At 72.8% G+C, this 13,258-nt stretch carries 12 protein-coding genes; 3 read left to right on the top strand and 9 right to left on the bottom strand.

The genetic code is table 11. From position 1 onward, the window contains the following. Window position 1: 1 nt before the first annotated feature. From CD790_RS21925 to CD790_RS21900, 6 genes are all read right to left on the bottom strand, one after another. A complete protein-coding gene (locus CD790_RS21925) occupies window positions 2-763 on the bottom strand; it encodes a polysaccharide deacetylase family protein (RefSeq protein WP_186319173.1) in 762 nt (253 codons plus the stop codon). A 268-nt stretch (window positions 764-1,031) separates the two neighbouring features. Further along, entirely contained in the window at window positions 1,032-2,105 is a 1,074-nt protein-coding gene (locus CD790_RS21920; RefSeq protein WP_144385005.1) for a glycosyltransferase family 2 protein, read from the bottom strand. Continuing rightward, window positions 2,102-2,944, bottom strand: a complete 843-nt coding sequence (locus CD790_RS21915) for a glycosyltransferase family 2 protein (RefSeq protein WP_399218012.1) — start codon at window positions 2,942-2,944, stop codon at window positions 2,102-2,104. Before CD790_RS21915 ends, CD790_RS21920 begins: the two co-directional genes overlap by 4 nt. A gap of 353 nt (window positions 2,945-3,297) precedes the next feature. Next, entirely contained in the window at window positions 3,298-4,365 is a 1,068-nt protein-coding gene (locus CD790_RS21910; RefSeq protein WP_144385091.1) for a GNAT family N-acetyltransferase, read from the bottom strand. Between the two features lie 75 nt (window positions 4,366-4,440). Then, window positions 4,441-4,905, bottom strand: coding sequence for a hypothetical protein (locus CD790_RS21905; RefSeq protein ID WP_260867766.1), 465 nt, complete (start codon window positions 4,903-4,905; stop codon window positions 4,441-4,443). Window positions 4,906-5,006: 101 nt separating this feature from the next. Continuing rightward, window positions 5,007-6,242, bottom strand: a complete 1,236-nt coding sequence (locus tag CD790_RS21900) for a S8 family peptidase (RefSeq protein ID WP_144385003.1) — start codon at window positions 6,240-6,242, stop codon at window positions 5,007-5,009. A gap of 306 nt (window positions 6,243-6,548) precedes the next feature. Here CD790_RS21900 and CD790_RS21895 point away from each other — a divergent pair, with 306 nt between their 5' ends. After that, entirely contained in the window at window positions 6,549-7,400 is an 852-nt protein-coding gene (locus tag CD790_RS21895) for an SGNH/GDSL hydrolase family protein (RefSeq protein WP_144385002.1), read from the top strand. A 69-nt stretch (window positions 7,401-7,469) separates the two neighbouring features. Here CD790_RS21895 and CD790_RS21890 read toward each other — a convergent pair whose 3' ends face one another. Next, window positions 7,470-9,134 (bottom strand): serine/threonine-protein kinase, encoded by a 1,665-nt coding sequence (locus CD790_RS21890; protein WP_144385001.1) that lies wholly within the window; start codon window positions 9,132-9,134, stop codon window positions 7,470-7,472. 525 nt (window positions 9,135-9,659) lie between these two features. Here CD790_RS21890 and CD790_RS21885 point away from each other — a divergent pair. Beyond that, window positions 9,660-9,923: a hypothetical protein gene (locus CD790_RS21885; RefSeq protein ID WP_144385000.1), complete on the top strand. Its 264-nt coding sequence runs from the start codon at window positions 9,660-9,662 to the stop codon at window positions 9,921-9,923. Window positions 9,924-10,266: 343 nt separating this feature from the next. Here the strand turns inward: CD790_RS21885 and CD790_RS21880 are convergent, their stop codons facing one another. Further along, window positions 10,267-11,019 (bottom strand): GntR family transcriptional regulator, encoded by a 753-nt coding sequence (locus CD790_RS21880; protein ID WP_144384999.1) that lies wholly within the window; start codon window positions 11,017-11,019, stop codon window positions 10,267-10,269. Window positions 11,020-11,070: 51 nt separating this feature from the next. After that, entirely contained in the window at window positions 11,071-12,411 is a 1,341-nt protein-coding gene (gene hmgA / locus CD790_RS21875) for a homogentisate 1,2-dioxygenase (protein ID WP_144384998.1), read from the bottom strand. Between the two features lie 113 nt (window positions 12,412-12,524). Here hmgA and CD790_RS21870 point away from each other — a divergent pair, with 113 nt between their 5' ends. Then, a complete protein-coding gene (locus CD790_RS21870; protein ID WP_144384997.1) occupies window positions 12,525-13,166 on the top strand; it encodes a TetR/AcrR family transcriptional regulator in 642 nt (213 codons plus the stop codon). Window positions 13,167-13,258: the final 92 nt, after the last annotated feature.

Here is a 13,258-nt window from a genome sequence, read left to right as displayed (position 1 = left end):
CTCAGTGCACCTTCCGTAGGACTTGGCGTGATCGGCGGATCAGGGCGTAGCTCTTCGTCAGCGCCCGGTCCTTGGCGAAGGTGCGGCCGATCGCGCGGCCCTCGACGAGCCGCTCGAACTCCTCGATCCGGGTGCTGCGCCGCACGGTGACCCGGCGCAGTGCGTAGGGCCCCTGGTGCGGTGCGGCGAGCGCGTTGCCCACCGCCAGGGATATCTGGAAGCCGGCGGAGCGCACCGCCTGCCGCACCCGGCGGCTCGAGTAGCCGTACGGATAGGCGAACGACCCCGGTGGGCCGCCGAGCTCCTTGGTGAGGATCTCCCGGCAGCGCACCAGCTCGAACCAGAGCCGCTCGGGCGGTAGCTGGTCCAGTTGCGGATGGGTGTGGCTGTGCCCGCCGATCTCCACCCCGGCGCCGGCGAGCTCGCGCACCTGCTCCCAGCAGAGCATGAGGTCGAGCGCGCCCCCCGTCTCGTACGGCCCGCGCAGCCAGCCGGTGGCGACGAACAGGGTGGCCGGGAAGGAGTACCGGTCCAGGACGGGGAGGGCGTGCCGGTGCACGCCCTCGTAGCCGTCATCGAAGGTGATCAGGACCGGGCGGGGTGGCAGCGGCGGGCCGCCGCGCCACGCCACCCCCAGCCGCTCACAGGTGACCGGGGTGTACCCGCGCTCGGCGAGCAGGGCCATCTGCTCGGCGAACGCGCCCGGCGCGACGGACAGGCCGTGTGTGGCTCGGGCGGGGGAGTGGGCCACGGCGTGGTACATCAGTATCGGCACCGCGGCTGTGATCACGCCGCGCCTCCGTCGCCGCCGCGTCGCCACTCCGGCAGATCCGGCCGATCCGTGGGAGTCGGCCGCGGGCCCTGCCGTGGCGCCCCCTCCGGACCGTCCGGTGGCCGCGGCCGGCCGCGCGGCTGCCGGACGCGCGCCTCGGACCCCCGCGGCCCGGCGTACCGCCGGCCACCGTTCACCAGCGTGAGCCCGACCAGGCCCCCGCTCCGTCTGGTTTCGCTCGTGTGCGCGTGCGCATGTCTCATGCCGCCCCCTCACACGCCGCCGTGCCGGACGGCGGCCCGGTCGTGGTGCCGGCCGGGGCGCCGCCCGGGACGGCGGCGATGGTGAAACGGGCTCCGCCTCCCCTGCGGGCCCGTACGCTGCCCACCACATACCCGCCCGTGGCGGCCGCGACTCCTGTCACGATCGCCCCGGCGCGGCCCGCCCCGCCGGGCCGGCCCAGCAGCGCGTCGCGCAGCCCGCGCACCACCCCGGCGGGCAGCACCCGGGTGGTGTAGCGGCGTTCGCTGGCCAGCCCCTGCCGGGCTCCGACGCTGTGCGTCACCAGGGCCTTGGACAGCCCCTCGGCGTAGGAGCGGCTGCGGAGGTAGCCGAATCGCTCCCGCGTGGCGGGCACCTTGTGGTGGATGACCGCGCGGTCGTCGATCAGCAGCACGGCCTCCGGTCGGGCGCGGGAGAGTCGGATGCACAGCTCCGTCTCCTCGCCTCCCAACGGGCGCTTGTCGCCGTCGCGTCCGATGCCGGTCGCGAAGCCGCCGGCCGCCTCGAACGCCTCGCGGCGGAACGAGGCGTTGCCGCCGAAGACGTTGCGCACCCGCACCCGGCCCGGGGGCAGCCCGCGGTAGGTGCAGCCCACCACCCAGTCGAACTCCTCGGGGAACCAGGCCGGTCGGCGGCCGGACGCCCACACCGGGAGCGTCCTGCCGCCGACCGCCATCACCCGTGGATCGGCGTACGCCTCGGCGAAGTGCCGCAGCCAGTCCCGCTCGGCGACCGCGTCGTCGTCGAGGAAGGCGATCACCTCGCCGGAGGCCGCCGCGATGCCGGTGTTCCGGCCCGCGGACAGCCCGCGCGGGCCGGCGTTCTCCAGCACCCGCACCCCGGCCGCACCGGACCCGCCCTCGGCGGCGAACCGCGTGGCGAGGCGGCGCAGCAGCGCGGGGTTGTGGTCGACGACCAGGAGCGTCTCATGGGCGGGCAGCGACTGGTCGCCCACCGAGGCGACCGCGGCGAGGATGTCCGCCCAGCGGTCCTCGGTATAGACGCAGATCACCACGGAGATCCGCGGCGTCCGCTCGGGGACGGGGCTCAAGACACCTCCCCGCGGCGAGGCGCGAGGGCCGCGATGGGCGGCCGGCGGCGCGGCCGGCGCGTCCCGCGCTCGTTCAGGATCACCTTGAGCACCCGCAGCCCGTCGCGCACCGCGCGCAGATTGCTGACGCCGTGGATGCGCTCGTACTCGTGGCTGGGGATCTCCTGCACCCGCAGGCCCGCCTTGACGACCCGGATGTTCATCAGGGTCTCCACCTCGAACCCGGCGCAGTCCAGGGCGATCTCGTCCAGACACCGGCGCCAGAAGGCGTTGTAGCCGTAGCACAGGTCGGTGTAGCGGGCGCCGAACTTGCGGTTGACGAAGGCGGTCAGCGCCCGGTTGCCGAGCTTGCGGATCGCCGTCATGTCATCGGTGCCGCCGCCGTTGGCGAAGCGCGACCCCTTGGCGAAGTCGGCGCCGGAGACCAGCGCCGAGACATAGCTGACGATCTCGCCACCGTCGGCCGAGCCGTCCGCGTCGATCATCACCACGATGTCCCCGGTGCAGGCCGCGAAGCCGGTGATGAGGGCGTCGCCCTTGCCCCTGCCGCGCTGCCGCACCACGGTGATGTCCGGCCACAGCTCCCGGGCCACCTTGACCGTGTCGTCGGTGGAATTCCCGTCCACCAGCACGACCTCGTGAATCCAGTCGGGCAGGGTCTTGAACACATAGGGAAGATTCTGCGCCTCGTTCATCGCCGGAATGACGATACTGACCGGCGGCGCGATGGCGAGATGAGAGGAGACCGGGCGATAGGCCGCGCCCTGCTGATCGTTTTCCGGTGTTTTCGGCGCCGAGTTCCTATTCGATTGGCGCGGCGGATGCACGAAGGAGCTCATGAGTCTGTTTCCCTCTCGTCCGGTGGAACCGCCCGCCTAGGCGGGTCCGTTGGTGTGTCCGGTTCGAAAGGGGGGTTCTCACCCGCCCATGACGACATGGCGCGCCGTCGTACGGAGTTGGGTGAGCTGGCTGGTGTAACTGGCCTCGCGGCACGCGACCCGGCGCGCGTGAGCGACCGGGCACGGCACCCCCCTACCGCGCCCGCGGTCGGGACCATCGCGGCGCTTGAGCCCTCCCCTGGAGCCGCAATTGCTGATGGTGAACCGACGCGGGTGGTTGAATTACCGCATTGACGGTATTGATAGTTGAGACGCTACGGCAAGAACTTCAGGAATCTTCCTCCTTTTAAGTGTTATTGCTCGTCGCTGTTCGAGAATCGATGGGGGGCGATCTTGATTTGTCTGGCCTTGCCCATGTGCTTGAGGAGTCGATCGGCCGGGTCGAACAGCTCCGGCCGGGAGAGCACGGTGTTGCGCAGCGCCCGCACCGGGGCGCGCCGGGCGCGATGGCCGAACGCCACCGGGTGACGCCGGGTCACCCACCCCTCCGACACGGAGAGATCCCGGGTCTTCAGGGAGTCCTTGTACTCCTTCTCCCCCCGCCCCAGGTCCAGATAGGCCAGGCCCTCCGCGGCGGCCCCCTCCGCCATCCGCAGATGCAGCGCCAGCCCGGGCGAGAACTTCGCGTACGCCGTGTCGTAGGCGGGGAACCAGCAGGCCAGTACATGCTCCGAACGGAGCCCGAAGTGCGCGGCGACCGGCCGCCCGCCCGCGTACAGCACCGACAGCAGCCCCGCGAACGACGGGGTGCGGGTGTGGAAGAGCTGGTGCACCAGCCGGGCGATCCACGGGTGGGCGAAGCGGTCGCTGCGCCCGGTTCTTCGGTACTGGGCGGACTTCCAGGCCATCAGCGTGCGCAGCGCCTCCGGGTTCCGCTCGTCGTGGATGTACCGCACCTCACCGACGTCCCGACCGAGCTTCCGCTCCTTGGCCAGGGTGGTGCGGGCGAACTTCGGCGAGCGGGACCGGAGCTGGCCCAGGTAGGCCGCGTACCCCTGGTCCACGTCGATCACCGGCGAGGGGAACGTGCGGACCACGCCCACCTCGAACGGCTTCTGTCCCTCCACCAGGTGGTCGAACTCCCACACCGCCAGCCGACACGCCTGGAGCAGCTCCCGCGCGTCCCACTGGAAGCCGGGCCGGTGCACCAGGCCCTGGGAGTCGGAGACGCCCAGTCCGATGGCCCGGCCGACCCCGAGTCGGGTCCGCTGGAAGGGGAAGAAGGCCACCGGTTCGCCCTCCTCGCGGACCACCGCGATCCGCACCTCGCGCCGACAACGGCCGAGGGCCAGGGTGAACTCGGGGGAGAGGAAGGGGTTCGCCAGCTCCGGCGAGCCCAGCAGATGCGCCTGCTCCTGCATGGCGGTCCAGGCCGCGCGGTCCGAGGCGGTGAGCTCACCGGGGCGGTACACGCCGATGTCGCGGTTGCTCACGGCTCACACCTGGCTCTTCCGGGCCACTCGGCGGCGCCGCGCCCGGCCCAGCAGGAGGATCAGCAGGCTCAGCACGCCGACCGCGACCACGCCCCCGCGTGGGCTCCACAGGTGCAGCGACAGCATGGCCTGGGCGATCAGCACGTCGATCGCGATCGCGCCGGCCACCGCGAGCACCGCGCGGCCGAGTGGGTCGATGCCGCGGAGCGCGGCCGCCACCGCGGACGCGGGCGCGACGACCAGGAACAAGAGGGTGAGGGGCGCGCGCAGCGGCGAGTCGAGGTCGGAGATCGCCAGCACCGCGCCGATCCCCCCGACGCCGCACATCACGCCCGCGAACACGGGGAAAAGCTCCCCGGCCGATGCTCGCCTGCCTCTGTTGTCGGTGAACGTCTGCATTGGCGACTTTGCCCCCCGAAGCGCCGGATGCCGGGCTTCAATGTCGCGCAGCGGGCGGATGCCCGTCAAGACGCCGAAGCTGCCGATGAATGTGCGAACGAGCCACGATGGGGCGGGAGTTGCCGATGTGTCGTGGCTCGTCGCACCGTTTCGGGTAATGCGTCGGAGCGCTACGGAACGATCTTCAGCAGCCGGTTGGGCGAACCGGAGCCGGGGTTCGTGACCTTCCCCTGTGTCGCCCCGTTGGTCAGCGCGGTGGCGACCTGAGCGGGGGTGTCCGAGGGGTGGCCCGCGAGGTAGACGGCGGCCGCGCCGGCCACGTGCGGAGTGGCCATGGAGGTGCCGGAGATGGTGTTGGTGGCGTTGTCCGAGGTGTTCCAGCCCGCGGTGATGCCGGAGCCGGGCGCGAACAGGTCGAGCCGGGAGCCGTGGTTGGAGAAGCTGGAGCGCGCGTCGGTGTTGGTGGTGGAGCCCACGGTGATCGCCTCGGGCACCCGGGCCGGCGAGTAGTTGCCGGCGTTCGCGTTGGAGTTGCCGGCCGCCACCGCGAAGACCACGCCGCCGGCGATGGCGTTCTTGACGGCGTTGTCCAGCGCGGTGCTGGCGCCGCCGCCCAGCGACATGTTGGCGACCGAGGGACCGCTGCGGTTCCGGGCCACCCAGTCGATGCCCGCGACCACGCCCGCCGTGGTTCCGGAGCCGCTGTTGTTGAGCACCCGGACCGCCACCACCTTGGCCTTCTTGGCGACGCCGTAGTGGGTCCCGGCGGCCGTCGAGGCCACGTGCGTGCCGTGGCCGTTGCCGTCCTGGGCCACGTTGTCGTTGTCCACCGCGTCGTAGCCGTTGACGGCCCGTCCGCCGAAGTCGCCGTGGCTCACCCGGACGCCGGTGTCGATGACGAAGACCGTCGTCCCGGCGCCCGCGCTGTCCGGGTAGGTGTACTTCCTGTCCAGCGGCAGGCCGGCCTGGTCGATCCGGTCCAGGCCCCAGGACGGGGGGTTGGTCTGGGTCGCGGCCAGCGAGACCCGGACGTCCTGGACGACCTGGTCGACGGCCGGGTCGGCGGCCAACCGGCGGGCCTGGGGCTCGCTGAGCCTGACCGCGTAGCCGTTGAGGACGGTCCGGTAGGTGTACCGGACGGTGCCGCCGTGCTCCGCCATGAACCGATTGCCGGCGGCGGAGCCGGCCTTCAGGCCGGAGCCCTTGGTGAACGTGACGATGTAACTGCCCTTGACGGCGTCGGGGGAGTGGGCGCCGATGACCGTTCCTTCGGCCGGTGCCGCGTCCGCGGGGAGCGCGGTGACGCAGAGCACGGTGGCGGCCGCGGTGGCGACGGTCGCCGCGGTCAGCCTCGTACGAGGGTGTCGAGTGGGCTGGTGGTTCTCGGTCTTACGCATCACTGCCATCGCGAGGGGCCTCCTCGGTCGGTGGCGCGTCGTGGTGCACGCGCGAGTGGGGGGCCGCGCACGGAATCCGTGCGCGCCGCCGGGGGCGTGCGCTCCGCGTCGCCGGACGCTTCGCGCGCACCGCCCGGTGTGAAAAAGATTTCGCATCGTCGCGCATAGAGCAATGGGTTGAGCGGCATGACATAGACATGTCATCCCTCGCCGATGATCGCGGCGGCGTGGCCGACAGCCCATGGCGGGGCGCCCCTCACCCGGGGGCGGCCGCCCAGCAACGCATCCGGCAGAGACCCTGCCGGGGGAGGTTCGATGAGACTGTTCCGCTCCTTGACCGGCATCCGTTCCCTCGCCTTAGCCGCCGTCCTCACCCTCGCCGGGGCGTCGGCGGCACACGCCGCTGACGGCGCGACACCGTCCGCGCCAGGCGGCGGAGTCGCGCATACCGGCGCCGCCGGGACCGCCTATGTGGCGCTCGGCGACTCCTACTCCTCCGGCGTCGGCGCCGGCGGCTACGAGAGCTCCAGCGGCGACTGCAAGCGCAGCACCAAGGCGTATCCGCGGCTGTGGGCCAACGCCAACGCCCCCAGCAGCTTCTCCTTCACCGCCTGCTCCGGCGCCCGCACCGACGATGTGCTGGCCAAGCAGCTCGGGCCGCTCAACTCCGGCACCGGCCTGGTCAGCATCACCATCGGCGGCAACGACGCCGGCTTCGCCGACACCATGACCACCTGCGTCCTCAACTCCGAGAGCACCTGCCTCAACCGGATCGCCGAGGCGCGCGCCTATGTCACCAACACCCTGCCCGGCAAGCTGGACAAGGTGTACTCCGCCATCAGCGCCAGGTCGCCGGCCGCCCGGGTCGTCGTCCTCGGCTACCCCCGCTTCTACAAGCTCAACGGGTCCTGCACCAGCGGCCTCAGCGAGCGGGTGCGGGCGGCGATCAACGACGCCGCGGACCTGCTCAACTCCACCACCGCCAAGCGCGCCGCCGACCACGGCTTCACCTTCGGCGACGTCACCCCGGCCTTCGGCGGCCATGAGATCTGCTCCGGCGACTCCTGGCTGCACAGCGTGAACTGGCTCAACATCGGCGAGTCCTACCACCCCACAGCCGCCGGCCAGTCCGGTGGTTACCACTCCGTCTTCCGCTCAGCCGCCTGAGCCCTCCACCCCACACGAGGAGCCCGACCTGACGAGGCCCCGCCCGATGGCGGGGCCTCCGTGCGTCTGTCAGGGCAGGGAGCGGGCCGCGGCCGCGCCGCCCGCGACCCGGCGGGAGACCACCGCGGTCGGGGCCGGGCCGACCGCGAACCTCACCGTGACGTACGACGCCCCCGTGGAGGCGGGGGCGGAGGCGGTGGCGGAGTAGGTGGCGGAGTAGGTGGACGGCGAGGGGGTGCGCGAAGGCGTGGCGGACGTCGACGGGGAAGAAGAGAGAGAGGAACTCCAGGAGGCCGAGGACGTCGTGGAGGTCGAGGGGGTCGAAGGGGTGGGGGTGGGCGTCGCGGAGGTCGTGGTGGGGGCGGGGGTGGGGGAGACGGTGGTCGGTGTCGGGGAGGCGGAGCCGTCGTCGTCGCCGCTCTCGTCGCCCGTCTCGTCGGGGCTCTGGCCGCCGCCCGGCGAGCCGTCGCTCCGGGTGGCGCCGCCTGGACCGCCCCCGGTGTCGGTGCGCCCGCCGATGTCGGAGCCCTGGCCGTCGTCCGAGGTGGCGGCCCCGCCGTTCACCGTCGGGCTGGTGGCCCCGGACCCTCCGCTGTTCCCGCCCCCCTCCGAGCCGCCGTCGTGCAGGGCGGCCCAGGCGAGCCCGCCCACCGCGAGCGCGGCCAACAGCGCCCCCACCGTCAGGACGACGGCGGCCCGCCGCCTCCGCCCGGCGTCCGGATCACCCACCGGGGCGGGACCGGACCCGGGGTACGGCACGGGGGTCGACGGCGGTGTCGCGTACGCGGGCCGGCCGTGCGGCTCCTCGGGCGGCCGGGGTTCGGGCGGCGGGACGACGACCGTGGGGGCGGTGTGCCCGGCGACGTCCGTCGCGGCCCCGCGCGGGGTGCCCCCGGCGGCCACCAGCCGCAGCATCCGTTCCGTCTCCGCCGCGTCCGTCCGCCGCTCCGGGTCCTTGCGCAACAGCCCGTCCAACACCGGACCGAGCGGCCCCGCGCGGCGCGGTGGTGGTAACTCCTCGTCGACCACGGCGCGCAGCGTGCTCAGCGGGGTGTCCTGACGGAACGGGGAGTGGCCCTCGACCGCCGCGTACAGCAGCACGCCCAGCGACCACAGGTCCGAGGCCGGGCCCGGCGGCCGGCCCAGGGCGCGCTCCGGCGCGAGGAACTCCGGGGAGCCGACCAGCTCGCCGGGGAGCGTCAGCGTCGAGGCGCCGGTGACCAGCGCGATGCCGAAGTCGGTCAGGACCACCCGGCCGTCGTTGCCCACCAGGACGTTGCCGGGCTTCACATCCCGGTGCAGCACCCCCGACTCGTGCGCGGCGCGCAGCGCGGCCAACACCTCGGCCCCGATGTGCGCGGCCCGCGCGGGCGGCAGCGGGCCCTCCGCGTCCAGCAGGTCCGCCAGCGACAGCCCGCGCACCAGCTCCATGACGATCCACGGGCACCCGGCCTCGACCACCACGTCGTACACCGTCACGACATTGCGGTGGGAGATCCGGGCCGCCGCCCGCCCCTCGCGCTCCAGCCGGGCGTAGAGCAGCCGCACCTCGGAGTCGTTGAGCCCGACCGGGGCGCGCACCTCTTTGATCGCGACCTCACGGCCGAGCGCCTCGTCGCGCGCCTGCCAGACCACTCCCATGCCGCCGTGGCCCAGTTCGCGGATGAGCCGGTAGCGGTGGGCCACCAGCCGGCCGTCGCCGGGACCGGCGTTCCTGGCGGGACCTTCACTCATGGCCGAGCCCCCTCCCGCGCCGACCCGATTCGGGGTGAATGTACCTCAACAGAGCGTTCTTGCCGCCCCCTTGAACGCCAATCCACCACCCGCCGCCGGCGCCCGGGTCGCCCCGGTGACGGGGGAGGCCCGGTGTGTCGTACGGAGCGGTCGACGGCGGCGCGCGCGGTGGGTCCGCGCGCCCGGTGCGACGCTCGCGCGCGGTCCGAGGGAGAGGCCGGGCCACCCGACGAAGCCGCGCGGGAGGCGGCCGCCGGGCCGGGGTGTCCGAGCGGCCCGGGTGCCCCGCGTGTCGCCGCCCCAATGGGAAATACGTCCCCCTGTCGGCCCTTTGCCCGAATGTCGGGGAGTCCGGCGCGGGCCGTTCGGGCCAGGTCGGCGAGCCGATCGGCGGAGTGTTCGGTGGCGGTCTGTCAACGCCCTTGACGGATAGGTGAATCCACGGTGGGGGATGCGCGGGTGACGTTCGGGGGAGGTAGGGTTACTCTGCCCGGGGCGGGTGCCCTCGTACGGGTGGGGAGTGTCATGGAGCAGATAACGGTTCGGAGCAGGCCACGGGTGCCTGCCATCAACTGCGGGAGCAGCGCGACCAGCGCGCGGCTCGACCGCCATCTCGCGGTGCTGGGCGGCCCTGCCGTCTCCCAGCGGGACGCCGAGGGCGCGACGGTGCTCATGCGAGAGCTGACCGCTCGCGACCACGCACGCATCGGTGAGAGCCGGGGGGCCAGGGTGTCCCTGTTCGCGCCGCTGCGCCGGCTGCGCCGCTCGCTGTTCGGCAATCGGGGCTGATTTCCGCCCGACGCCCGTCGCTCCGCTGATCCCGCCTTTCGCGTCGATCCGCTGAGCGTGGTGGAGCCGGTCCCGCTCCCACCGGTCATCCGCGCTCGCCGCGTATCACGTGATCATCATCACGTTTCAATCTTCGAACGCGGCCGTGGCAACGCGCGAACCGTCCGTCCGGACCGGCCACCTGATGGTCCAGCACGGAGGTCGGTCACTCGGCCGGCCCCGGGGCCGGCCGTCTTCGTATCAGCCGTCGTCGGTGGGGCCACCGGCCCGGCGGCCCTCCTTCCGGCCGCTTCGGCCGACATCCGGCGTCCGGCGTCCGTCGTCCGTCGTCCGTCGTCCGTCGTCAGTTGTGGGCGTCCACCGTCACCGTGAACGAGAACCGGTCCCCCCGGTAACGGATCCGCGCCACGTCCACCACCCGGCCGCTCTCGTCGTAGGTCACGCCGGTGTAGTGGAGGATCGGGCTGAGGAGCGGGACGTCGAGGAGGCGGGCGGTCTCGGGATCCGCGAGCCGCGCCTCGACGGTGTCGGTGATGCGGCTGATCCGCACCCCGACCGCGTCGCGCAGCACCTTGGTCATGGGCCAGCGGGCCAGGTCCGCGAGGTCGACGCGCTCGGCGATTTCCGGGCGCACCAGGTTCTCCGCCCAGTTGGTGGGCTCGCCGCCGCGCTCGTCGGAGCGCAGTCGCCGATAGGCGACGGCCTCCTCCAGGTCCGGGAAGTACTCGGCGAGCTCGGCGGGGACCGGCTCCGGACCGTGGCCCAGGATCTCGGTGCGCTCGCCGGACTGCTGGGCCACGATCGCGTCCACCGAGCCGAGCAGCCGCACGGGCGCGCCGCGCTGGGCGCTCGGCTCGATGAACGTTCCGCGCCGTCGGTGCCTGCTGATGAGCCCCTCGGCCTCCAGCTCCTTCAACGCCTGCCGCATGGTGAGCACGCTCACGCCGTAGTGCTCGGCCAGCCGGTCCTCGGTGGGCAGTCGCAACGGCTCGTGCGGCCGGCGGCCGAGTATCGAGGCGCGCAGCGACTGCGAGACCTGGTACCACAGCGGGAGTTTGCGGTTGAGGGCGAGTGAGTCGGGGGCGAAGGTGGTCATCGAACGGCCTCCGGTCACGGACGGGTTCGGTCACGCGCGTCCGCGCGGACCTCAGGGACGGAAGTGGCGCTCCAGACCCTGCCATACGTCGTCGTAACCCGTCTGGAGGTGGGGTGCCTCCGCCGCCTGTCGGGTGAGCGTCACCGGCCAGCGGGTCTCGAACATGAACGCCAGCCCGTCGTCGATCTTCTGCGGCGCGAGCTCGGCCGCGCTCGCCTTGTCGAAGGTGTCCCGGTCCGGTCCGTGCGCCGACATCATGTTGTGCAGCGAGCCGCCGCCGGGCACGAAGCCCCCCTCGCCGGCCGTCTTCGCGTCGTAGGCGCCCTCGATCAGGCCCATGTACTCGCTCATCACGTTCCGGTGGAAGTAGGGCGGCCGGAAGGTGTCCTCGCCGACCAGCCAGCGCGGCGCGAAGACCACGAAGTCGACGCCGGCGAGGCCGGGGGTGTCGGACGGCGAGGTGAGCACCGTGAAGATCGACGGGTCCGGGTGGTCGTAGCTGATGCTGCCGATGACGTTGAACCGGCGCAGGTCGTAGACGTACGGGAGGTAGTTGCCGTGCCAGGCGACGACGTCCAGCGGGGAGTGGTCGTAGGTGGCGGACCACAGGTTGCCGCAGAACTTGTTGACGACCTCGACCGGGCCCTCCACGTCCTCGTACGCGGCCACCGGCGCGAGGAAGTCCCGCGCGTTGGCCAGGCCGTTGGCGCCGATCGGGCCGAGGTCGGGGAGGACGAAGGGCCGGCCGTAGTTCTCGCAGACGTAGCCGCGGGCGGAGGCGTCCAGCAGCTCCACCCGGAACCGCACCCCGCGCGGAATCAGGGCGATCCGCCCCGGCTCGACGCTCAGCAGCCCGAACTCGGTGCGCAGCAGCAGCCCGCCCCGCTCGGGGACGATCAGCAGCTCGCCGTCGGCGTCGCTGAAGACCCGGTCGGTCATGGAGGCGTTGGCGGAGTAGAGGTGGATGGCCATGCCGGCGCGCTGGGTGGCGTCGCCGTTGCCGCCGAGGGTCCACAGTCCGGCCAGGAAGTCGGTGCCCGGCGCGGGGTCGGGCAGCGGGTTCCAGCGCAGCCGGTTGGGGTCGGGGGCGTGCTCGGTGAAGGGGGCGCCCCCGAGGGCGCCGTTGTCGACGCGGGTGAAGGGCGGGTGCGCGGCGGAGGGGCGGATGCGGTAGAGCCAGGAGCGGCGGTTGTGGTGGCGCGGCTCGGTGAACGCGCTGCCGCTGAGCTGCTCCGCGTAGAGCCCCAGGGGGGCCCGCTGGGGTGAGTTCCGGCCGAGGGGGAGCGCGCCGGGAACGGCCTCGCTGCTGTGCTCGTTGCCGAATCCGGAAAGGTGGGTCAGCCCCTCGGCCACCTTCCTCGCCTGCTCGTTCTCCGTGCCCGTACCGCTCATCGCGTACTCCCGCCGTCGTCCAGCGTTTCCTGTCGGACCATTCCTATGTCAGACCATAGGAATCGAATCGGTGCGCGTCAACGAGTACCTCTGCGACCAGGCAGGATGGGGGGATGTCAACACCGCAGCCCCAGCCGCCCCTGCGTCACGCGCCGATACAGCGACGCAGCGCCGAACGCCTCGGTCGGATCCTCGACGCCTGCGCCGAGCTCCTGGACGAGACCGGTTACGACGACCTGAGTACCCGCGCGGTCGCCGAGCGGGCCGGCGTGCCGATCGGCTCGGTCTATCGCTTCTTCGACAACAAGCGAGCCATGGCCGAGGCGCTGGCGCACCGCAACCTGGACGAGTACGCCGCCCGTATCACCGAGCGGCTGACCCCACCCGGGGCGCCGGGGGCCGACGGCGACTGGCGTCCGATGATGGACGTGGTGGTCGACGAGTACCTGGCGATGAAGCGGTGCGCACCCGGCTTCGGCTTCGTGGAGTTCGGCAGCCCGGTGCCGGTGGGCGGCGTGCCCGAGGGGCCCAACCACCTGGTCGCCGACCGGCTGCGCACGCTGCTGGCGGAACGGCTCGGGCTCGACGACAGCGGCGAGCGGGGCGAGCGGCTGCGGGTCGCCGCGCTGTTGGCGGTCGAGGCCGCGGACGCGCTGCTGCGGCTGGCGTTCCGGAGCTGCCCGGACGGGGACCCGGTGATCATCGCGGAGACCAAGGAGCTGCTGCGCGCGTACCTCGCGCGGGTGCTGGAGTAGCGCGGGCGGCGCCCCGCGCGCCCGTGGCCGGAGCCGGAGCCGCCGCGCGCGGAGGGAGTCGTTCACCGAGGCGGCGGCGCCGGCGGCCTGGG

This window comes from Streptomyces sp. SAJ15, assembly GCF_007595705.1.
Taxonomy (GTDB): domain Bacteria; phylum Actinomycetota; class Actinomycetes; order Streptomycetales; family Streptomycetaceae; genus Streptomyces.
The sequence above is the reverse complement of the archived record's forward strand: the minus strand, read 5'-3'. Positions and strand labels throughout refer to the sequence as shown.